The sequence below is a fragment of the Variovorax sp. KK3 genome (genome assembly GCF_001984055.1).
Classification (GTDB): Bacteria; Pseudomonadota; Gammaproteobacteria; order Burkholderiales; family Burkholderiaceae_C; genus Variovorax.
This window is the reverse complement of sequence record NZ_LYVO01000011.1, coordinates 15,726-37,244: the sequence shown is the minus strand read 5'-3', so window position 1 is coordinate 37,244 and position 21,519 is coordinate 15,726. Positions and strand designations below refer to the sequence as shown.

The following is a 21,519-nucleotide window of genomic DNA, read 5'->3' as shown; positions in this document are numbered from 1 at the left end:
TTACTCTGTCTGCGCGAAGGCCGGGTAATGCTCCCTCTCCCAGAGGGAGAGGGAATATTCAAGCCGTCTCCGCGAACAACTCACGCCCGATCAGCATGCGCCGGATCTCGCTCGTGCCCGCACCGATCTCGTACAGCTTCGCATCGCGCCACAGCCGCTCGACCGGAAACTCCTTCGTGTACCCCACGCCGCCCAGCGCCTGGATCGCCTCGCCGGCCATCCACGTCGCCTTCTCGGCCGAGTAGAGGATGGCGCCGGCCGCGTCCTTGCGGAAGGTGCGTGCATGGTCCGCGCGGTCGCAGGCCTTGCCCACGGCGTAGACGTAGGCACGCGTGGCTTGCCAGGTGGAGTACATGTCGGCCAGCTTGCCCTGCATGAGCTGGAACTCGCCGATGCTCTGGCCGAACTGCTTGCGCTCGTGCACGAAGGGAATCACCGCATCCATGCAGGCGGCCATGATGCCGAGCGGGCCACCGGAGAGCACGGCGCGTTCGTAGTCGAGGCCGCTCATCAGCACCTTGGTGCCGTTGCCTTCGCCGCCGAGCACGTTCTCTTCGGGCACCTCGCAGTTGTCGAAGAAGAGCGGGAAGGTGTTCGAGCCGCGCATGCCCAGCTTGTCGAGCTTGGAGCCGGCCGAGAAGCCCTTGAAGCTCTTCTCGACGATGAAGGCCGTCATGCCGCGGGCGCCCATCTCGGGGTCGGTCTTGGCGTAGATCACCAGCGTGTCGGCATCGCCGCCGTTGGTGATCCACATCTTGCCGCCGTTGAGCACGTAGCGGTCACCCTTCTTCTCGGCCCGCAGCTTCATGCTGACCACGTCGGAACCGGCGTTGGGCTCGCTCATCGCCAATGCGCCGACATGCTCGCCGCTGACCAGCTTGGGCAGGTACTTCTTCTTCTGCGCGTCGCTGCCGTTGCGGTGGATCTGGTTGACGCACAGGTTCGAATGGGCGCCATAGGACAGGCCCACCGAGGCCGAGGCCCGCGAGACCTCTTCCATCGCGATGATGTGGGCCAGGTAGCCCAGCTCGGTGCCGCCGTACTCCTCTTTCACCGTCATGCCGTGCAGGCCGAGGTCGCCGAGCTTCTTCCACAGGTCGTGCGGGAACAGGTTCTCGCGGTCGATCTCGGCGGCGCGCGGCGCGATCTCGTGGGCGGAGAAGTCGGCGATCGCGCTGCGCAGCGAGTCGATGGTCTCGCCGAGGTCGAAGTTGAGGCCGGGGTCGTGCATGGGGCTTGTCTCCTGGGGTGCAGATTCGGACGCGTCGGAATTACGGCGCGGGCAGCCGCAGCTTACGCCCGCTGCCGTTGCAATTGGCGTCACAATGGTTGCATATCGCGCCATCGAATCCCCAGCGTTCCATGACCGCCTCCCCCCTCAAGCCGGCCGGCCGCGCCGCCACGCCCATGGCTTTCGTCCGAGCGATCGTGCTGGGATACGAACGCTACGGCAAGGATCCGTCGCAGGCCCTGGCGCAGGCACAGATTGCGCCGCGCGACCTGGCCAAGCCCCAGGGCCGTGTCACGGCCGGACAGTTCGAGGCGCTGTCGGCGCATGCGATGCAGGAGCTGGACGACGAGGCGCTGGGCTGGTTCGGCCGCCGCCTGCCTTGGGGCACCTACGGCATGCTGTGCCGGGCTTCGCTGAGCGCGCCGGACCTGGGCGTGGCGATCAAGCGCTGGTGCCGGCACCACCGGCTGCTGACCGACGACATCGACATGGCACTCACCGTGGGCAACGGCCAAGCCACGGTTTCCATTCGCGAGAACGTGGACCTGGGCGCGCTGCGCGAGTTCTGCCTGGTGTCGAACCTGCGCTTCCTGCACGGCTATGCCTCGTGGGTCATCGACTCGCGCGTGTCGCTGCGCACGGCGCGCTTTCCCTTCGAGGCGCCGCCGCACCGCGACGCCTATCCGCTGATGTTCGACGGCGAGCTGCAGTTCGGCGCCGAGGTGGCCAGCTACAGCTTCGACGAGCGCTACCTGGCGCTGCCGCTGCGCCGCGACGAGCAGGCGCTGCGGACCATGCTGCGCCGCGCCCTGCCGCTGACGGTGCTCCAGTACCGGCGCGACCGCCTGCTGGGCCAGCGGGTGCGCGAGCTGTTGCGCGCGCAGGGCCGTCAGGGCGCGACGGCGGAATCGCTGTCCGGCCTGCTCCACGTCTCGGCCCGCACGCTGCACCGGCAGTTGCAGGAGGAAGGCGTTTCGCTGCAGCAGCTCAAGGACACGGTGCGCCACGAGCAGGCGGCCGAGCAGCTGCGCCGCACCGAACGCCCGATCAAGAACATCGCGCTGGCGGTCGGCTTTCGCAACGAGAAGAGCTTTTCGCGCGCGTTTCGCGCCTGGGCCGGCATGACGCCGGGCGATTTCCGGCGTGCCGCCGCGGCTGGGTCTTCAGGGGGCTTGCCGCGCGAGGGCAATTTGTGACAAAGTTCGCCGCCCCGGCACCGCTCGGGTTTCACGCCGACAAGGGCAGTCCCTTTGCCCACCTAGTATCGAGACATGCACATCCCCGACACCGACACCTCCGAATACGCGGCGCTGATCGAGTTCGCCGCCACTTCGGGCCGTTCGCGGGTCCACCCGAACATCGAGAAGAACGCCGACCAGTTGATCGCCCATTTCTGGTCCGCCCGCGCGCAGGCCATGACCGAGTCGCTGACCGCGCTGGCCAAGGCCGCGAGCCCGCGCCGCGACTGATCGCCCAAGTCCGTTTCAGGCCGGCACGACCGGCCAGGACGCCAGCAGCGCGGGGAGCGCTGCCATGTCGCTGAACACGTGCGCCACGCCGGCCGCACGCAGCGCCTCCGGGCCGCTGTGGCCCAGGTCGCCGGGGCTGTAGCCGAACACGGTGGCGCCCGCCGCGACGCCGGCAGTGGCGCCGGTCACGGTGTCTTCCACCACCGCACAACGGGTCGGATCGACGCCGAGCGCGGCGGCTGCGGCCAGGTAGACGTCGGGCGCCGGCTTGGAGCGCGGCGTTTCATGGCCGCTGAAGATACGGCCCTCGAACGCATCGAGCAGACCCACCTTTTCCAGTTGCAGCCGCACCTTGTGCCGGTCCGCGCCCGAGGCGCAGGCGATGCGGCCGTCGAGCGCGCGGTGCAATTCGCGCACCGCCACCGGCGCGCCGGCGATCTCGACGAGTTCGCTGTCGAGCGCGGCATTGCGGCGCTGCCAGAACTGGCCGAGCCACTCGGGCGTGATGGCGACACCGGTCTTCGCCTGGATCAGCGCGGTCTCGTCCCTGACCGCCTTCCCGGTGAAGATGCGCATCGCGTCCTGCGTGGTGAGCCGCCAGCCGAGTTCGCCGAGCATTTCGGCGAGCACGCGGTTGGTGATGGGTTCGGAGTCCACGAGCACGCCGTCGCAGTCGAAGAGGACGGCATCGAAAGGGATGGAAGGCATGAGGCCGATGGTATCTGCCTCATGCGCCGCCCCCCTCCCCGTCCGGCTCAGCCGCGCTGGATCGGGATGTACATCTCGCCGCCCGCCGCCTTGAACTCGGCCGACTTGCCCGCCATGCCGTCGACCACCGCCTCGTTCTCGGCCAGGCCGCGCGCGGCCGCGTACTCGCGCACTTCCTGCGTGATCTTCATCGAGCAGAACTTCGGCCCGCACATGGAGCAGAAGTGCGCCACCTTGCTGGCGTCCTTGGGCAGCGTCTCGTCGTGGAATTCGCGTGCGGTGTCGGGGTCGAGGCCCAGGTTGAACTGGTCTTGCCAGCGGAACTCGAAGCGCGCCTTGGACAGCGCGTCGTCGCGCGCCCGCGCACCGGGGTGCCCCTTGGCCACGTCTGCCGCATGGGCCGCGATCTTGTACGCGATGATTCCCTGCTTCACGTCTTCGCGGTCGGGCAGGCCCAGGTGCTCCTTGGGGGTCACGTAGCACAGCATGGCCGTGCCGAACCAGCCGATCATCGCGGCGCCGATCGCGCTGGCAATGTGGTCGTAGCCCGGTGCGATGTCGATGGTCAGCGGCCCCAGCGTGTAGAAGGGCGCCTCGTGGCAGTGCTTGAGCTGCTCGTCCATGTTGGCCTGGATCATGTGCATGGGCACGTGGCCGGGGCCTTCGATCATGGTCTGCACCTCGTGCTTCCACGCGATCTGCGTCAGCTCGCCCAGCGTGCGCAGTTCGGCGAACTGGGCCTCGTCGTTGGCGTCGGCCGCGCAGCCGGGGCGCAGGCCGTCGCCGAGCGAAAAGCTCACGTCGTAGGCCTTCATGATGTCGCAGATGTCTTCGAAGTGCGTGTAGAGAAAGCTCTCCTTGTGGTGGGCAATGCACCACTTGGCCATGATCGAGCCGCCGCGCGAGACGATGCCCGTGCGACGGTCGGCCGTGAGGTGAATGAAGGGCAAGCGCAGCCCGGCGTGGATGGTGAAGTAGTCCACGCCCTGCTCGGCCTGCTCGATCAGCGTGTCGCGGTAGATCTCCCACGTCAGGTCTTCGGCCACGCCGCCCACCTTTTCGAGCGCCTGGTAGATCGGCACCGTGCCGATGGGCACCGGGCTGTTGCGCACGATCCAGTCGCGCGTGGTGTGGATGTTGCGGCCGGTGGACAGATCCATCACGTTGTCGGCGCCCCAGCGGATGGCCCACACGAGCTTTTCCACCTCTTCCTCGATGCTCGAGGTGACGGCCGAGTTGCCGATGTTGGCGTTGATCTTGACCAGGAAGTTGCGCCCGATCGCCATCGGCTCCACCTCGGGGTGGTTGATGTTGGCCGGGATGATGGCGCGGCCGCGCGCCACTTCGTCGCGCACGAACTCGGGCGTGATCAGCTTCGGGATCTGCGCGCCCATCGGGTTGCCGGCCAGCCGCTTCTCGCGCGCGGCGTCGGCCTGGTACTCGGCCATCCATTCGCGGCGGCCGTTCTCGCGCAGGGCCACGTATTCCATCTCGGGCGTGACGATGCCGCGCTTCGCGTAGTGCATCTGCGTCACGTTGCGGCCGGCGGCCGCACGCCGCGGCTGGCGCTGCAGGCCGGAGGCGGCCGCGCGCAGTTCGGCCAGCTTCCGGGCATCGCGGTCGGCATTCGTGGCGCCGTCGTCGAGCATCTGGTGCGTGCGGCCGAAATACGGCTCGGTGTCGTTGCGTTCCGCGATCCAGGCGCCGCGCACGCTGGGCAGGCCGCGGCGCACGTCGATGTCGGCCGACGGATCGGTGTAGGGGCCGGAGGTGTCGTAGAGCGACACGCGCTCGCCGTTGGTCAGCAGCACGTCGCGCACCGGCACGCGGATGTCGGGCCGCCGCGGGCTCACGATGGCGCTCTTGGTCGAAGCGGGAAAGGGCTCGCGCGTCAGCGTGAGCAGGGAGGCGAACTTGTCGATGGCATTCATGCGGGGCACTCCTTCAGGTGGATGGGTGCTCCGCAATCGCTCCAGGATCGGCGCGGCGGAATACATGGCATTCCGTGGCCGGGGAGTCGCAGCTCTTCTTACGCTGGTATGAACCAGATCAAGTTCGCGGGTTCGGCCACTTGGCCATCTCAGCACGCAGCCTGCGTGCACCCCGGAGCGGAGTGGATTCTAGGCCTCGATCGCGAAAGGGATCAAGCGGCTTGTACAGCGTGCGCGGCGTGAGTGGCCTGCACGGCGACGGTCGACTCGTCGTCTGCCAGCGGCGCGGGCGCGGAAGCCAGCGCCTCGGCCGCCGCCCAGGCCGCGATGCCACCGGCCAGCACGCGCACGCGCGGCAGGCCCGACTGCGCGAGCAGCCGCGCCGCGGCGATGGACGTCTCGTCGTGCGGGCAGTCGCAGAAGACCACCAGCTCGCGGGCCACACTGAGTTCGTGCAAGCGATCCGGCAGCTGGGCATAGCCGATGGCGATCGCACCCGGCAGCACGCGGTCGTCGATGGAGCGCGCATCGACCGAGCGCAGGTCGATCACCGTGAGGCGACGGCCGGTAGCCATCGCCTCGCGCAGTGCGGCGACCTCGATGTGCTCGACATCGTCGGCCCTGCGCGCGACGCGGCGTGCCCGATAACGCCAGGCCACGAATGCAGCCAGCAGCAGCGCACCGACCAGGGTGGCCGTGAGGCCGACGCTGGACATCACGGCCAGCACGTCCTGGATGGCCGTGTGGAACAGCGCGCCGATGCCCAGAAAGCCCAGCGACCAGATCAGCGCGGCGACCGTCTCGTAGGCCATGAAGCGCGTGTTCGACATGCCCAGCGCACCGGCCATCGGCGGTGCGACCACCGACACGCCCGGCACGAACTTGGCCGCAATCAGCGACAGCCCGCCCCAGCGGCCCAGGATGGCTTCGCTGCGGCGCACGCAGGTGTCGGCCGACAGCGAGATGCGGCAGAGGAATCGCATCACGCGGTAGCCCCAGCGGCGCCCCGCCAGGAACCAGGCGCCGTCGCCGACGATGTTGCCCAGCACCGCGGCCAGCAGCACGGCCCCGAAGGACAGCTGCCCGCCCATGGCCAGTCCACCGGCCACCACGAGGAAGGGCGCGGCCGGCACCGGCGCGCCGAGCCGCGTCGCCGCCGTGGCGAGGAAGATCACGAGGGCGCCTTGGGCGGACAGGAGGACGACGAGGTCGTTCATCGCTATTCCGCCGTGCCGGCGCGGGCGGCCGGCGTCGTGACTTCGGCGCTGCGCGTGGTCGTGACGCTGCGCAGGTCGATGTCGGAGAAATAGGCCAGGCCATGGCCGCGCGTGTTGTCCGCATCGGCCGAGACGGCGACCGCGACCACGTCGGGCAGCGTGTCGCCGGCCTCGTCGCCGAAGGCGCGGCGATAGTCGGCCAGCAGGTTGCGGCGCTCGCCCATCCAGGTGCCCGGCGTGGCGGCGGCGCCGGATTCGAGCACCACCATGCGGATGCGACGGGTGAAGGCGTTGACCAGTTCGGTGCCCTTGGCTTCCTTCTGGTCCCAGACATAGCACAGCGCTTCGCTGGGCACGTCTTCGCCGGTGGTCTTGCGCGCCAGCGCGAGCTTGGTGCGCTCGCCGAAGGACAGGCGGTCGGCCGGGAAGTCGAAGAACACGCAGAGCTTGGCCGCGCCGTCGTCACCCGCGCGCGTGCGCAGGTCCGCATCCTGAACGAAGGTGTCGACGCGCCAGCGCCAGGCCAGCGACGTGGATGAGTTGAGCGGAACGCGCGTCGGGTGCACGAGGTTGCCGTAGGACTGGTCGGCCTCGACCTTCAACACCTTCTTGCCGCCCTCCTGCACCACCTCGAAACGGGTCGGCGCCTTGCCGGGCAGGCTGGCGAAGCGCCAGGGCTCGGGCGCCTGCGCGGCGCGTGCGGCCGAGAAGGGCGTGACGATCGCTTCTTCGGCGATGGCCGCGGCCGGGGCGACCAGCCAGAGCAAAGCGACGACGGGCACGGCCACCACTGCCGCGAGCCGGCGCTGAATGGTGGTGATGATCGTGCCTTGCGCTGCCATGTTGCCCTCTGTCGTAGTTCCTGTTCGAGTCTGGAAGCAGTGTGACGGCGAAGGCGCCGCAGATAAAGTAGCCGAAAGGAATCGGTCTGTCTCCTTTTTGCGCACAATGCGCGACCCTCGCTACCGAATCGGTAGCAGTGAAGCTCGACCGGATGTAGGCAGGCGCCCCAGGCCGCGTGCCGGCCGCGGATTCAGCGCTGATCGCCGTCGAGGTAGTACCAACGGACGATGCCGCCCTCGCCCGGCCCGTCGGGTTCACGCACGAAGCGGCTTCGCTCGTGCAGCCGCGTGGCAGCACCCGAGCGGTCGCGGTGCCGGGCGATGAACTCGACTTCGGCATGGTCGGCGTCCTCGGCGCGGTGCGCGCGCACCTCCAGCCCCAGCCAGCGGACGCCGGGTTCGAAGTCCAAGTGGGACGGCCGGGTCGACGGGTGCCAGGTGCCCAGCAGATAGCCGGACCGCTCGCGCACGAAGGCCGTGTAGCGCGAACGCATCAGCGATTCGGCATCGGGCGCCGGGGTGCGCTCGAAGTCATCGAGGTAGCGGCCGCAGCAGTCGGCATAGACGAGCGGCGCGCCGCGCCGGTCGCGGCGGCCGCAGGGGCAGGGGTCTGGCAAGCGTCCAGGCATGGCGCGCGCTCGTCCCCTTCAGGCCAGGGCTCTTTGAATCAGCAGCTTCTGGATGTCGGATGTGCCTTCGTAGATCTGGCACACGCGCACGTCGCGGTAGATGCGCTCCAGCGGAAAGTCGTTGACGTAGCCGTAGCCGCCCAGTGTCTGGATGGCCGCGCTGCAGACGCGCTCGGCCATCTCGCTGGCGAAGAGCTTGGCCATGGCGGCTTCCTTCAGGCAAGGCTGGCCGGCGTCGCGCAGGCTGGCCGCATGCCAGATCAGCTGGCGCGCCGCTTCAATCTGCGTCGCGCATTCGGCGAGCCGGAAGCCGATCGCCTGCTGGTCGAAGATCGAGCCGCCGAAGGCCTGGCGTTCCTTGGCATAGGCCACCGCCACCTCGAAGGCGCTGCGCGCCATGCCGACGCTCTGGGCCGCGATGCCGATGCGGCCGCCTTCGAGCGCCCCGAGCGCGATCTTGTAGCCCTCGCCCTCCTGGCCGATCAGGTTCTCGGCCGGAATGCGGCAAGCGTCGAAATTGATCTGCGCGGTGTCGCTCGAATGCTGGCCGAGCTTGTCTTCGAGCCGGGCCACGTTGTAGCCGGGCGCGTCGGTGGGCACGATGAAGGCACTCATGCCGCGCTTGCCCGCACCCTTGTCGGTGACGGCGACGACGATCGCGACATGACCGTTCTTGCCGCTGGTGATGAACTGCTTGACGCCGTCGATCACCCAGCCCTCGCCATCCTTGCGCGCGGTGGTGCGCAGCGACGACGCATCGCTGCCGGCCTGCGGCTCGGTCAGGCAGAAGGCGCCGAGCATTTGCCCCTGCGCCAGCGGCTGCAGCCACTTCTTCTTCTGCGCGGCGTTGCCGTAGCGCATCAGGATGGCGTTGACCGGGCAGTTGGTGACGCTGATGGCGGTGCTCGTGCCGCCGTCGCCGGCCGCGATCTCCTCCAGCACGAGGGCGAGGGTGAGGTAGTCGAGGCCGGCGCCGCCGTCCTCCTCGGGCACGCAGATGCCGTAGGCACCCAATTCCGCGAGGCCGGCGTGCGCCTCTTTCGGGAACAGGTGCTCGCGGTCCCAGCGTGCGGCATGGGGCCACAGCTGTTCCTGCGCGTAGGCCCGCACGGCGTCGCGGATGGCTTCCTGGTCGGGGGTCAGCAGCATGGGTGCTCCGGGCTCACTTCGAGGCGCCGAGGTCCATGATCAGCCGGCTCGCCATGTACAGGCGGCGCGGGATCGCGTCGATCATCACGTACTCGGCCTGGTCGCTGTGGTAGCCGAAGCCCGGCAGTCCCAGGCTCTCGATGACGGGCTTGCCCGACAGCGCGGCATAGGCCGCGTCGGTGCCGCCGCCGGTGCGCTCCTCGATGCCCAGGTTGCCGCCGGCCTCCTTGTAGTACGCCACTGCCTTGTCGACGAGCTTCTTGCCGCCTTCGCCCGCATTGAAAGCCGGGCGGCCGCGGGTGACGAGCACCTTGACTTCGGCATCCTTGAGCTTCTTTTTCTGTGCGCGATCTTCCAGCGTCTTCATCGCGGCTTCGAAGTCCTCGTTGCGGGCGTAGCGCACGTCGGCGTTGAGGGTGGCGCTGTCGGGAATGATGTTCGACACGGCGCCGGCCTTGGCGATGGTCCAGTTGAAGCGCAGGTTTTTCGCCTTGTCGTCGAGGTCCATGGTGCGCAGCACCAGGTCGGAGGCCTCGACCAGCGCGTTGACCCCCAGTTCGGGCGCCGCGCCCGCATGCGACGCCTTGCCCTTGATGTTGACCTGCACGTAGGCGATGCCCGACGTGCCCAGCGACAGCTTCTCGGTCTCCGCGCCCGTGGGCTCGAAGGACAGCACGAAGTCGCTGGCTTTGGCTTCTTCCTGGATCAAGTCGCGCGAACCGAAGGAGCCTTTTTCCTCGTCGGTATTGAACAGCACGGTGAGCGTGCCGAAGTCCTGGAAGCCGCGTGCCTTCAGCAGCTTGAGCGTGTGCAGGACGACGGCGTTGCCGCCCTTGTCGTCGGCGATGCCGGGGCCGAAGGCCTTGTTGCCTTCGACGCGGAAGGGCGCCTTGGCGAGGATGCCCTTGAGGTACACCGTGTCCATGTGCGACATGAGCAGGAGGTTCTTGCCGCCCTTGCCCTTGAGCTTGCCGACGATGTTGTCGCCGACCACGATGCCGGCCGACTTGTGGCGGGTCACGGTGAAGCCCAGGGCCTTGAGCTCGTCCTCGAAGAGCTTGCCGGCGGCGGCCATGCCCTCGGCGTCGCCGGTGCCGGTTTCGATGTTGACCAGGCGCTCGAGCGTCTTGACCACGGCCGGCTGCTCGGCGGTGGCAGCGGCGAACAGGGCCTCGTCGCGGGCCTGGCTCCAGGCGGCCGGCGAGAGGAATGCCGTGCACAGGAGCGCGGCGATCGCGCTGCGATGAAATGTCGGATGCATGAGAAAGGTCTCCTTGGACGTTGGACTGGGGTTGGTTTTTCGATTCAGCGACGGGCACTGCGGCCCGGCAGGGCTGCGGCTGCATGCGACACGAAGGGCCAGGCGGCCGCGCAAGAAATGTCACCGACCCTGTGGGCCGTCGCAAATTTTGTCAGGCACAGCCCGCGCGGCGTGCGCTTCAGGCGGCTTGAAGAAGCGCGGTCGACCGGGCCAGTGCGCGCGCGCTGAGCTGTGCGCTGGTCCGCAGCACGCCCTGCCAGTAGCGCTCCACCGCGTCGAGCCCGCCGGCTTTCTCCTGTTGCTCGAAGGGCAGGAACAGCGTCCAGTCCTTGAGGCCGAGGAAATGAGAACGAAAGACGTCGCCGTGAAAGCCCGCCGTCTCTTCGGCCGTGACGTCGCGCGTGATGTGGCGGCTGCTCGTCAACTGCGCTTCGAGGGCACTCAGATAGGCCTCGGCCATGGCCATGCGGATCCTGGCCAGCTCGTCGTCGTTGAGCCGCTGCGCCGTCTCGAGCGAGAGACCGGGCACGACACCGCCCTTCATGCCGGCCGCTCCGTCGACGTCGCCGGTCGCCCAGCAGGCGTAGTAGTAGCCGTGGTCCGCAAAATAGCTGTAGAACGAAACGATGCGTTCCCTGGCCAGGAGAGCGCGCAGCTTGCGACACTGGCCCTTCGAAATCGACGACGGCATGAACACTCCAGCAAGGGTCGCCCGCACACCGAATGGCGGTACCCCTTGCCTCCATCGCCGCCTTCGATGCGGCGCGGACTGCAGTTATCGTGCCCACGCGCATTCAGAGCAGCTCGATCGCGATGGCGGTGCCTTCGCCACCGCCGATGCACAGCGTCGCGACGCCGCGCTTCTTGCCCTTCTGCTGCAGCGCATGGATGAGCGTGACCATGATGCGCGCGCCGCTCGCGCCGATCGGGTGGCCCAGCGCGCAGGCGCCGCCGTGCACGTTGACCACGTTGTGCGACACGTCGAGTTCGTGCATCAGCGCCATCGGCACCACCGCGAAGGCCTCGTTGACCTCCCACAGGTCCACGTCCTTCACGCCCCAGCCGGTCTTCTTGAACAGCTTGGCCACGGCACCGACCGGGGCGGTGGAAAACCATTCGGGCTGCTGCGCATGGGTGGCGTGGCCGAGCACACGCGCGATCGGCTTCGCGCCGAGTTTCTTCGCGGTGCTTTCGGTCATCATGACCAGGGCCGCGGCGCCGTCGTTGATCGACGAGCTGGAGGCGGCGGTGATGGTGCCGCCCTCTTTCTTGAAGGCCGGCTTGAGCGACGGGATCTTGTCGAGCTTGACCTTGCCGGGGCCTTCGTCGATCTCGACCAGCGTGTCGCCGCCGCGGCCCTTGACCAGCACCGGCGCGATCTCTGCCTTGAAGGCGCCCGAGCTGGTGGCGGCCTTGGCGCGCTCGACGCTCGCGATGGCGAATTCGTCCTGCTGTGCGCGCGTGAACTTGTACTTGGCGGCGCAGTCCTCGCCGAAGGTGCCCATCGACCGGCCGGGCTGGTAGGCGTCTTCCAGGCCGTCGAGCATCATGTGGTCGAAGATGCGGTCGTGGCCCATGCGGTAGCCGCCGCGGCCCTTGAGCATCAGGTAGGGCGCATTGGTCATGCTTTCCATGCCGCCGGCCACCATCACGTCGTGCGTGCCGGCCAGCAGCATGTCGTGCGCCAGCATCGCGGCCTTCATGGCCGAGCCGCACATCTTGCTGAGGGTGACGGCGCCCGCGCTGTCGGGCAGGCCGCCCTTGTAGGCCGCCTGCCGCGCCGGTGCCTGGCCCTGGCCGGCCATCAGGCAGTTGCCGAACAGCACTTCGCCGACGGCGTCGGACGCGATGCCGGCGCGCTCGACCGCGGCCTTGATCGCGACGCCGCCCAGGTCGTGCGCTGCAAGTGAAGAGAAGTCGCCCTGGAAGGCACCCATGGGGGTGCGTGCGGCGCCGACGATGACGATGGATTCGGACATGGGGTCTCCTTCAGGATGGATGGATTGCGGGTTCAGAAGTAAGGGGCGTGGCCCTCGTGATGAAAGCGCTGGGCCTCGTCGTAAGGGAAAACGTCGAGCATCTGGCCGGCCTGGATGCGCTCTTTGTGGCTTTGCCAGAAGCCGGCGTCGAGCAGGTCGGCGTGGTGGGCCATGAAGGCCTCGCGCACAGCCGAGTTGCCGAGCAAGAAGGGGCCGAAGGTTTCGGGGAACACGTCCTTCGGGCCGACGGAGTACCAGACCTCTCCGCTCATTTCCTCCTCTTCGTTGCGCGGCGTCGGCACGCGGCGGAAGTTGCATTCGGTGAGGTACTCGATCTCGTCGTAGTCGTAGAACACCACCTTGCCGCCGCGCGTGACGCCGAAGTTCTTCCACAGCATGTCGCCGGGGAAGATGTTGGCCGCGACCATGTCCTTGATGGCGTTGCCGTACTCGACCACCGCGTGCTCCAGCTGCTTGCCCGCGCGCTGCGCATGCTCCGGATGCTCCATCTGGTCGAAGGCCTCCTGCAGGTAGATGTTGAGCGGGATCATCCGGCGCTCGATGTAGACGTGCTTGAGCACGACCTCCATCTCCCCGTTGCCATCGCGGTCGCCGATCTCGAGCTGGCTGGGCGCGAACTGGCGGATCTCGTCGATCAGCGCCGGCTCGAAGCGGTCGAGCGGAAAGCCGACGTTGCTGTACTCCAGCGTGTCGGCCATGCGGCCGACGCGGTCGTGCTGCTTGACCAGCATGTACTTGCCCTTGACCAGTTCGCGCGTGGTGTCCTTCGGCGGCGGAAAGAAGTCCTTGATGAGCTTGAAGACGTAGGGAAAGGACGGCAGGTCGAACACCAGCATCACCATGCCCTTGATGCCAGGCGCGATGCGGAAGCGGTCGGTGGAGTAGTTGAGGTGGTAGAGGAAGTCGCGGTAGAACAGCGTCTTGCCCTGCTTGGCCAGCCCGAGCGCGTTGTAGATCTCGGCGCGCGGCTTGCGCGGCATCAGCGAGCGCAGGAACTGCACATAGGCCGAGGGAACGTCCATGTCGACCATGAAGTAGGCCCGCGCGAAGCTGAAGAGCATCTGCAGATCTTCCTCGCCGAAGAGCGCCGCGTCGATGTAGAAGCGGCCGGCGCTGTCGTGCAGGATCGGCAAGGCCACGGGCAGCTCGATGAAGCCGTTGATGATCTTGCCCACCACGTAGGCGCCCTTGTTCCGGTAGAACAGGCCCGACAGCACCTGCAGCTGGAAGTTGGCGCGCAGCTTGACCTGGTGAAAGCGGCCGAGGATGGCCGCGGCCACGCGGTCGGCATCGCGCTGGATGTCGGCGAAGCGGCCCTGCAGCGCGTAGTCCTCCAGCAGGCGGCGCACCGTCTCGGCCAGCGTGTGCTGCTCGGGGTAGTAGGCGCGGTAGGTGGGCGAATCGCGCGGCTCGATGTACTCGGTGCTGATGGCCGGCCGCACGAAGATGAAGTCGTTCTGGAAGTAGGCGCGGTGCAGGATCTTGGTGGTCACCGAGTTGAAGAAGGTCTCGGCCAGCTCGGGCTGGTGGTGATCGACCAGCAGACCGATGAAGTGCAGCTTGACCTGGTGCCACACGTCCATGGGCTGCTCGCCGGCCTTGAACTCCTTTTCGAGCCGCGCCACGGCCTCGCTCACCCGAAGGTCGTAGAACTCGATGCGCTCGCGCTGCGCGCGCTGCTGACCGGCCCAGTCGGCCGTCTCGAACCGGTGCTTGGCGCGCGCCGACTCGGCGCGGAACAGCCGGTAGTGCCGGTCGAAGCCGTCACGCATCGCCTTCGCGACGTCGTAGGCCAGCGGCGAATCGAGACGCTGCGGGAACATGGGGCGTTCAGGAGGCAGCCGGCGCGGCTGGTGCAGCGGGTGTCGCAGGCGTAGCAGGCGTCGCAGCTGCAAGGGATGCGGCGGTTGCAGCCGTTGCGGCCGGCGCCGATGCGGAGCCACCGGCGATGGCCTGCTGTTCCTCGGCCAGCTTGCTCCACTTGTAGCGGATGCGCTGCACGGCGGCCTTGTACAGCGACTCGGTCGACTTGGAGCCGTCGAGCGTCATGCCCAGGTCCTGCAACAGGCCGTCGTGCACGCCGAAGGCCCAGCCGTGGATCGAGACCTTCTGCCCGCGGCTCCAGGCGTCTTCCATGACGGTGCTGACCGCCACGTTGACGACCTGCTCGGTCACGTTGAGCTCGCACAGCGCATTGGCGCGCAGCGCCTCGGGCAGCGAACTCAGCAGCACGCGGTGGCGGTCGCGCACGTCCTGGATGTGGCGGATCCAGTTGTCGGCCAGCCCGATGCGCGCGCCTTCCAGTGCGGCTTGCACGCCACCGCAGCCGTAGTGGCCCACCACCATGATGTGCTGGACCTTGAGGCGCTCGACCGCGAACTGGATCGCCGACAGCGCATTCAGGTCGGAGTGCACGACGATGTTGGCGACGTTGCGGTGCACGAACACTTCGCCGGGCTCAAGGCCGGTGATCTGGTTGGCTGGCACGCGACTGTCGGAACAGCCGATCCACATGTACTTGGGCGTCTGCTGCTTCACTAGGCTGGTGAAGAAGCCGGGGCGGTCGCGCTCCATGCGCGCCGACCAGACGCGGTTGTGGGCGAAGAGGTCTTCCAGGTTGTCAGGCGTGTCGTTGTCCATGATGGCTGCTCTCTATGGGTGGTCTGCGTCGGTTGTCGTGACGGGTAAGGGAATTCAGCGGGCTTCGGCGTTCTTCTTGGGCCGGGCTGCGCGCGCAAGAGCCGTGCGGGCCTGCTTTTCCTGCGCGCGCACTTCGGCCAGATTGGTCTGCAGTTCTTCGAGCTGGGCCTCCAGCTGGGCGCGGTGGCTGCCCAGCACGCCCAGAAAACGCTCGAGCTGGGCCGCGGTGTCGCGCGGGCTGTCGTACATGTCGAGGATGTCCTTCACCTCGTTGAGCTTGAGGCCCAGCCGCTTGGCGCGCAGCGTGAGCGTGAGCCGGGTTCGGTCGCGCGCGCTGTACACGCGCTGCTGGCCGGCCCGCTCCGGCGCGAGCAATCCCATGTCTTCGTAGAAGCGGATGGCCCGGGTGGTCAGGTCGAACTCGCGGGCGAGCTCGCCGATGGTGAAGGTCTGCGTGGACATGGATGGGGTCGGGCATCTCGGCCGCGACAGCGGATTCTGCCGTCGCTGCCTACAATGGTGGGTCTTTCCCATGACGTTTACGTTAACGTCAATCGTACATGAACCTCCTCGAACGCGAACTTCATTACCCCCACGGCGATCTTCTGCCGGAGCCCGGCGGCAGTTTCGAGGTGCTGCCCGGCGTGCGCTGGCTTCGCATGGCGCTGCCCTTCGCGCTCGACCACATCAACCTCTGGCTGCTGCGCGACGAGATCGACGGCGTCGAGGGCTGGACGGTGGTGGACTGCTGCGTGGCGCACGACGCCTCGCGCGCGCAGTGGGAGCAGATCTTCGAACGCGAGCTGCAGGGCCTGCCGATCCTGCGGGTGATCGTGACCCACATGCACCCCGACCACATCGGGCTGGCCGACTGGCTGTGCCAGCGCTGGAATGCGCCGCTGTGGATCAGTTCGACCGACTACCACGTGGCGCGCGTGCTCACCACCAGCGGGGACACGCTGGCCGGCGGCGACGCGGCGGCGGACTTCTTCGTCTCGCACGGCATGAACGACCCGGCGGCGCTGGACGTGATCCGCGGGCGCACCGGGTACTACGCCGAACTGGTGCCGGCGGTGCCGGAAAGTTACGTGCGCATGCTTGATGGCGACATGGTGCGCATCGGCGGTCGCGACTGGCGCTGCATCAGCGGGTACGGACATGCGCCCGAGCACATCGCGCTGTACTGCGAAGAGCTGCACGCACTGCTGGGCGGCGACATGATGCTGCCCCGCATCTCCACCAACGTGAGCGTGCACGCGGGCGAGCCGGACGCCGATCCGCTGAAGCTCTTCCTCGACAGCATCGTGCGCTTCAACGAGCTGCCGGCCGACACGCTGGGCCTGCCCTCGCACGGCAAGCCCTTCACCGGCATCCATCAGCGCGTGAGGCAACTGCAGGACCACCACCGCGACCGCCTGGCGGAGCTGCTGGAGGCCTGCACCGCACGACCGCTGAGCGCCGCCGAGAGCATGCCCATCCTGTTCAAGCGCGAACTCGACGTGCACCAGACCACCTTCGCCATGGGCGAGACGGTGGCGCATCTGCACATGCTGCGCTTCAAGGGCCTGCTGCAGCGGCGCCGCGGCGAAGATGGTGTGTGGCGCTTCGGCGCTTCTGCATGAGGCGCCGAACTGCGCCGGGCGAATACCGCAGCTTCCGATGAGCCATACCTTGGCGCAGTTGCAGTCCGGCGCGCTCGCGGGCGCCCGAAGCCTGACGCTGCGCTGCGGGCTCGAATCTTTCCCGCGCGAGATCTTCACGCTCGCGGATTCACTGGAAGCGCTCGATCTGTCCGGCAATGCGCTCTCGACGCTGCCCGACGACCTGCACCGCCTGTACCGGCTTCAGGTGCTGTTCTGCTCCGACAACCGTTTCGCCGAACTGCCCGCAGTTCTGGGGCGCTGCGAGCGGCTCGAGATGGTGGGCTTCAAGGCCAACTGCATCCGCACGGTGCCGGCCGAGGCGCTGCCGCCCGGCCTGCGTTGGCTGATCCTGACCGACAACGAGATCGAGGCGCTGCCCGCCACCATCGGCCGATGCACCCGTCTGCAGAAGCTGATGCTGGCCGGCAACCGCCTGACGGCCCTGCCAGACGCGCTGGCGGAATGCCGTGCGCTGGAACTCATGCGCATCTCGGCCAACCGGCTCGAGGCCCTGCCCACCTGGCTGGCCGACATGCCGCGCCTCGCCTGGCTGGCCTTCGCAGGCAACCCCTTCGACGACCGCGCCGAAGCGGCTGCAGTGGAGACGGCCGCCATCCCGGCGATCGACTGGCACCGGCTGGCGATGGGCGAGCCACTGGGCCAGGGCGCTTCGGGCGTGATCCACCGGGCGGACTGGATGCAGGACGACGGCAACCGGCGGCCCGTGGCCGTCAAGCTCTTCAAGGGCGCCGTCACCAGCGACGGCTGGCCACACAGCGAGATGGCCGCCTGCATGGCGGCCGGCCCGCACCCGGGGCTGATCGCCGTGGAGGGCCGCGTCGAGCACCATCCCGAAGGAACGCCAGGGTTGGTGCTCGCGCTGGTCGACCCGCGATTCCGCAACCTGGCCGGGCCGCCCAGCCTCGCCTCATGCACCCGCGACGTCTACGCCGACGAGGCCGCATGGCCGCTGGCCACCGCGCTGCGCCTGGCCCACGGCATCGCCTCGGCCGCCGCGCAACTGCACGCACGCGGCATCGTGCATGGCGACCTTTACGCGCACAACATCCTGTGGGACGGCGACGGAACGGGCCGCCTGGGCGACTTCGGCGCCGCGTCCTTCCTGCCGCCGGACGACCGGGAAACCAGCCTCGCGCTGCAACGCATCGAGGCGCGCGCTTTCGGGCTGCTGCTCGAAGAACTGCTGGCGCGCAGCCAGGCCGGCGACGCATCCGATCGCCGGCGAATGGCACGCCTGGCCGACCTGCAGGTGCGCTGCACCCAACCTGACACGGGCGCGCGGCCGCTGCTGGACCAGATCACCGCGGCCCTGGCCGACGCCTGAGGCCGCCGCACCATGACCGGCTTGCCGCTGCCCACCCGAGACGGCGTCGGTCCCAGCCGGGTCGCGCTTCCGCCCGGCCCGTGGGCCACGATCGCCGACTTCCTGGCCCAGCGCTTCACCGCCATTCCGCGCGCCACCTGGGACGCGCGCATGCAGGCAGGCGAGGTGGTCGACGCGCACGGCGTGCCCGTGACGCCCGACCGGCCCTACCAGCCGCGGCTGCACGTCTTCTACTACCGCTCGCTCGACATCGAGCGGACGGTGCCCTTCGAGGAACAGGTGCTCCACCGCGACGAGCACCTGCTGGTGGTGGACAAGCCCCACTTCCTGCCGGTGGCCCCGGTGGGCAAGTACGTGCAGCAGAGCCTGCTGGTGCGGCTGCAGCGCCGGCTGGGCCTGGACCAGCTCGCGCCGCTGCATCGCATCGACCGCGAAACCGCCGGCGTGGTGCTGTTCTCGGTGCAGCCGGCCACGCGGCATGCCTACCACGCGCTGTTCGCCGCACGCGAGGTCGACAAGCAGTACGAGGCCATCGTGCCCTGGGACGGCACCGTCGCGCTGCCGGCGGTGCGCCACAGCCGGCTCGTGGAAGATGTTCACTTCATGCGCATGCGCGAGGCCGAGGGCGAGCCCAATTCCGAGACCCGCTTCGCGCTGGCGGAAGCGCGCGATGGCTGGGCCCGGCTGCGCCTGGCGCCGCACACCGGCCGCCGCCACCAGCTGCGCGTGCACTGCGCCGCGCTGGGGCTGCCGATCCGCAACGACACCCTGTACCCCGTGCTGCAGCCCGAAGGCGCGGAGGACTTCGAGCAGCCCCTGCAGCTGCTCGCGAAGTCGCTGGCCTTTCGCGATCCCATCGACGGGAGTCCTCGCGAGTTCGCGAGCGCCAGATCGCTCGCGCTCTGAAGCCGAACCAAGGGAAAGCACGCTTCGACCAAAGTCGAAGCCGGCTCGAAGCCCGTTCAATCCAGGCCGGTTCTGATGAATACTTGGCTCCCGATGAACGTACTGATGATCGACGACCACGTGATGTTTCTGCAGGGCATGAAGAACCTGCTGAGCGTCCTGGTGCCCGAGCTGCGCGTGGAAACCGCCGGCGACATGGGCAATGCCGTCAAGCTGGTGGAGCTGGCCGAATTCGACCTGGTCCTGCTCGACTGGCACCTGGCCGATTGCACCGGCGAAGAGTCGATCCGCCGGCTGCGCGATGCCGGCTGCCTGGCCCGCATCGTGGTGCTGTCGGGCGACACCGATGCCACCATGATCCGCAACACGGTCGACCTGGGCGCGGCCGGCTTCATCCCCAAGAAATACAGCTCGGAAATGATGGTCGCGGCGCTCGAGCAGGTGCTGGCCGGGCGCATCTTCCTGCCGCTGGAAACGCTCAACGCACCGCCGCCTCCACCGGCCGCTGAAACCCGCCCCGCCCATGACCCACGCCTGGCCGGCCTGACGGCGCGCCAGATGGACGTCTACCGCGCCGCCGCACGCGGCCTGCCCAACAAGCTCATCGCGCGCCAGCTCGACATTGCAGAGTCCACCGTCAAGGCGCACCTCACTGCCGTCTACTCGGCACTGGGCGTGCGCAACCGGACCGAGGCCGCCTACCAGGCCTCCCGCGAGGGCGTGCGAATTGACTGACGAAGCGCCCGCGTCGATGCCGCTGGCCGGCATGCCGCGCGAGGCGCGGGTGGGGCATCGCATCCTGGAGCGGCGGCTGGCGCTGATCCTCGCGTACTCGCGGCGCCTGCCGCTCAACTACCTGGGCTACATCCTGGTCGCCTTCATCGCCCTTCGCCAGGGCATCGAAGTCTGGCCCTGGGTGTGGCTTGTGGTGACCGGCGCGGTCATGGTGTACCGCTGGCGCCTGGGGCTGGCGGTGGAGCGCGCGGCGCCCGAAGCGCAGTTGCAATACCTGCCGAAACTGCTGCGCGGCTTCGACTACAACGGCGTGTCGACTGCGGCCATCCTGCCCCTGGTGTTCTACGCGCCCGGCAACTTCTCGCCGCTCGCGGTCTCGGCGATCCTGATGGCCGGCTGCACCATCGGCGCCGCCTCGGTCGCCGGCTGGCAGCGCGCCTTCGTCGGCTTCTCGACGCTTACCTTCATCTGCATGGCGGCCGGCTGGGCCTGGCGCGGCGGCGCCGTAGGCTACATGTTCGCGGCTGGCGTCGGGCTCGTTTATTTCATGCTGCTGGCCACGGTGCGCGACCAGGGCCGCATGCTGCACAAGCTGATGAGCGTAGAGGACGACAACGCCCTGCTATCCGACGCGCTGCGGCAGGAGCGCGACCGCGCCACCGCAGCGAGCGAGGCCAAGACCCGCTTCTTCGCAGCCGCCAGCCACGACCTGCGCCAGCCGCTGCACGCGCTGTCGATCAACGCCACCACGCTGGACATCCTGGCGCGCCGCTCGACAGACCCGCTGCTCAAGGAGGTGAGCCGCGGCATCGGCAGCGCACTGCGCCAGAGCAGCGGCCTGCTCGACGGCCTGCTCGACATCTCGCGGCTCGACGCGCACACCATCGAGGCGAAGTTCGCGGAGCACGACATCGGCGCCGTGCTGCGCGCCGCGCGCGACGAATACGCGGCGCTGGCCGGCCAGCAGGGGCTGTTCCTCAAGGTCGATGTGCCGCAGGCCCCGCTGTGGGGGCTGACGGACGCGGACCAGCTCATTCGCATCGTCGGCAACCTGCTGAACAACGCGATCAAGTTCACCGTGCGCGGCGGCGTCACGCTGGCCACCGACACCGCCGCCGACGGGCGCGTGCGGGTGCGCGTGACCGACACCGGCCCCGGCATTCCCGCGCAGGAGCGCGAGCGGGTGTTCGAAGAGTTTTATCAAATCGGCAACGCATCACGCGACCGCAGCCAGGGGCTGGGCCTGGGGCTGGCGATCGTGCGGCGCACCGCCGAACTGCTGCAGATCGAGGTCGAGCTCGACAGCGAGCCGGGCCGCGGCACCACCTTCACCCTGCACATCGCGGCCGCAGCCGCGCCACAAGCCGAGATCCAGACCGAAACCGTGGAGGATGCTGCGGCGCCCTTCGAAGGCACGCCGCTCGCCGTGCTGCTGGTGGACGACGAGGCGGAGGTGCTGTCCGCGATGTGCACCTATCTGCAGCAGCTCGGCTGGACGGTCCGCGGCGCGGCCGGCGGCAACGAAGCGGAGCAGATGCTGGCCGCAGGCTTCGTGCCCGACGTGGTGGTGGTCGACTACCGCCTGCGCGATGAAACCGGCCTGGAGGTGATCGAGCGCGTGCACCGGCGCCGGCCGGCCCTGCCGACGGTGATCGTGACGGGCGAAACCGCGCCCTCGCGCTTTCGCGAGTTCTCGACGGTGGCGGCGCGCATCCTGCACAAGCCGCTGAACGGCGACAAGCTCGCGCGCACGCTGCAGGAAGTGGTGGCACAGCACGGCGAGGAAGAGCGGCTCGCCGTGGCGCATAGGTGA

At 68.5% G+C, this 21,519-nt stretch carries 20 protein-coding genes and 1 riboswitch; of the genes, 7 read left to right on the top strand and 13 right to left on the bottom strand.

Annotated elements, in window-relative coordinates; all coding sequences use genetic code 11:
* Positions 1 to 58: 58 nt before the first annotated feature.
* Complete coding sequence (locus tag B0W80_RS07685) at positions 59 to 1,231, bottom strand: isovaleryl-CoA dehydrogenase (RefSeq protein ID WP_076998539.1); 1,173 nt, start codon at positions 1,229 to 1,231, stop codon at positions 59 to 61.
* Positions 1,232 to 1,362: 131 nt separating this feature from the next.
* Between B0W80_RS07685 and B0W80_RS07680 the strand changes: the two genes are divergently transcribed.
* Complete coding sequence (locus B0W80_RS07680) at positions 1,363 to 2,427, top strand: AraC family transcriptional regulator (protein WP_076998538.1); 1,065 nt, start codon at positions 1,363 to 1,365, stop codon at positions 2,425 to 2,427.
* A gap of 75 nt (positions 2,428 to 2,502) precedes the next feature.
* A complete protein-coding gene (locus tag B0W80_RS07675; protein WP_076998537.1) occupies positions 2,503 to 2,700 on the top strand; it encodes a hypothetical protein in 198 nt (65 codons plus the stop codon).
* A gap of 15 nt (positions 2,701 to 2,715) precedes the next feature.
* On the opposite strand, the gene B0W80_RS07670 is transcribed toward B0W80_RS07675, so the two are convergent.
* The 12 genes from B0W80_RS07670 to B0W80_RS07615 form a co-directional block, all read right to left on the bottom strand.
* Positions 2,716 to 3,408, bottom strand: coding sequence for an HAD family phosphatase (locus B0W80_RS07670; protein ID WP_076998536.1), 693 nt, complete (start codon positions 3,406 to 3,408; stop codon positions 2,716 to 2,718).
* Positions 3,409 to 3,455: 47 nt separating this feature from the next.
* On the bottom strand, positions 3,456 to 5,339 hold the full coding sequence (gene thiC, locus B0W80_RS07665) for a phosphomethylpyrimidine synthase ThiC (protein ID WP_076998535.1): 1,884 nt from the start codon (positions 5,337 to 5,339) through the stop codon (positions 3,456 to 3,458).
* A 78-nt stretch (positions 5,340 to 5,417) separates the two neighbouring features.
* A riboswitch (TPP riboswitch) is annotated at positions 5,418 to 5,524 on the bottom strand.
* 27 nt (positions 5,525 to 5,551) lie between these two features.
* Complete coding sequence (locus B0W80_RS07660) at positions 5,552 to 6,556, bottom strand: VTT domain-containing protein (RefSeq protein WP_076998534.1); 1,005 nt, start codon at positions 6,554 to 6,556, stop codon at positions 5,552 to 5,554.
* A gap of 2 nt (positions 6,557 to 6,558) precedes the next feature.
* Positions 6,559 to 7,398, bottom strand: coding sequence for a DUF3047 domain-containing protein (locus B0W80_RS07655; RefSeq protein WP_076998533.1), 840 nt, complete (start codon positions 7,396 to 7,398; stop codon positions 6,559 to 6,561).
* A 191-nt stretch (positions 7,399 to 7,589) separates the two neighbouring features.
* On the bottom strand, positions 7,590 to 8,027 hold the full coding sequence (locus B0W80_RS07650) for a YchJ family protein (RefSeq protein ID WP_076998532.1): 438 nt from the start codon (positions 8,025 to 8,027) through the stop codon (positions 7,590 to 7,592).
* A gap of 18 nt (positions 8,028 to 8,045) precedes the next feature.
* Positions 8,046 to 9,176 (bottom strand): acyl-CoA dehydrogenase family protein, encoded by a 1,131-nt coding sequence (locus tag B0W80_RS07645; RefSeq protein ID WP_076998531.1) that lies wholly within the window; start codon positions 9,174 to 9,176, stop codon positions 8,046 to 8,048.
* Positions 9,177 to 9,189: 13 nt separating this feature from the next.
* Positions 9,190 to 10,437, bottom strand: a complete 1,248-nt coding sequence (locus tag B0W80_RS07640) for a glutamate carboxypeptidase (protein WP_076998530.1) — start codon at positions 10,435 to 10,437, stop codon at positions 9,190 to 9,192.
* A gap of 178 nt (positions 10,438 to 10,615) precedes the next feature.
* Positions 10,616 to 11,128, bottom strand: a complete 513-nt coding sequence (locus tag B0W80_RS07635) for a hypothetical protein (protein WP_076998529.1) — start codon at positions 11,126 to 11,128, stop codon at positions 10,616 to 10,618.
* Between the two features lie 103 nt (positions 11,129 to 11,231).
* Positions 11,232 to 12,416: an acetyl-CoA C-acyltransferase gene (locus B0W80_RS07630; RefSeq protein ID WP_076998528.1), complete on the bottom strand. Its 1,185-nt coding sequence runs from the start codon at positions 12,414 to 12,416 to the stop codon at positions 11,232 to 11,234.
* Between the two features lie 32 nt (positions 12,417 to 12,448).
* Positions 12,449 to 14,260 carry a bifunctional isocitrate dehydrogenase kinase/phosphatase gene (gene aceK, locus B0W80_RS07625; RefSeq protein ID WP_076998527.1) on the bottom strand — a complete coding sequence of 604 codons (1,812 nt, stop codon included), beginning with the start codon at positions 14,258 to 14,260 and terminating at the stop codon, positions 12,449 to 12,451.
* A 7-nt stretch (positions 14,261 to 14,267) separates the two neighbouring features.
* Positions 14,268 to 15,077 (bottom strand): carbonate dehydratase, encoded by an 810-nt coding sequence (gene can / locus B0W80_RS07620; protein WP_083745240.1) that lies wholly within the window; start codon positions 15,075 to 15,077, stop codon positions 14,268 to 14,270.
* 54 nt (positions 15,078 to 15,131) lie between these two features.
* The gene (locus tag B0W80_RS07615) at positions 15,132 to 15,539 is read right to left on the bottom strand and encodes a MerR family DNA-binding transcriptional regulator (RefSeq protein WP_076998526.1); all 408 of its coding nucleotides are present in this window, start codon (positions 15,537 to 15,539) and stop codon (positions 15,132 to 15,134) included.
* A gap of 98 nt (positions 15,540 to 15,637) precedes the next feature.
* Here B0W80_RS07615 and B0W80_RS07610 point away from each other — a divergent pair, with 98 nt between their 5' ends.
* The 5 genes from B0W80_RS07610 to B0W80_RS07590 all read left to right on the top strand — a co-directional run bounded on the left by B0W80_RS07610 (position 15,638) and on the right by B0W80_RS07590 (position 21,519).
* Positions 15,638 to 16,699: an MBL fold metallo-hydrolase gene (locus tag B0W80_RS07610; protein WP_076998525.1), complete on the top strand. Its 1,062-nt coding sequence runs from the start codon at positions 15,638 to 15,640 to the stop codon at positions 16,697 to 16,699.
* A gap of 37 nt (positions 16,700 to 16,736) precedes the next feature.
* Positions 16,737 to 18,065: a leucine-rich repeat-containing protein kinase family protein gene (locus B0W80_RS07605; RefSeq protein ID WP_076998524.1), complete on the top strand. Its 1,329-nt coding sequence runs from the start codon at positions 16,737 to 16,739 to the stop codon at positions 18,063 to 18,065.
* 12 nt (positions 18,066 to 18,077) lie between these two features.
* The gene (locus tag B0W80_RS07600; protein ID WP_076998523.1) at positions 18,078 to 18,971 is read left to right on the top strand and encodes a pseudouridine synthase; all 894 of its coding nucleotides are present in this window, start codon (positions 18,078 to 18,080) and stop codon (positions 18,969 to 18,971) included.
* Positions 18,972 to 19,046: 75 nt separating this feature from the next.
* Positions 19,047 to 19,706 carry a response regulator transcription factor gene (locus B0W80_RS07595; protein WP_083745239.1) on the top strand — a complete coding sequence of 220 codons (660 nt, stop codon included), beginning with the start codon at positions 19,047 to 19,049 and terminating at the stop codon, positions 19,704 to 19,706.
* Complete coding sequence (locus B0W80_RS07590) at positions 19,699 to 21,519, top strand: ATP-binding protein (RefSeq protein WP_143684519.1); 1,821 nt, start codon at positions 19,699 to 19,701, stop codon at positions 21,517 to 21,519. Before B0W80_RS07595 ends, B0W80_RS07590 begins: the two co-directional genes overlap by 8 nt.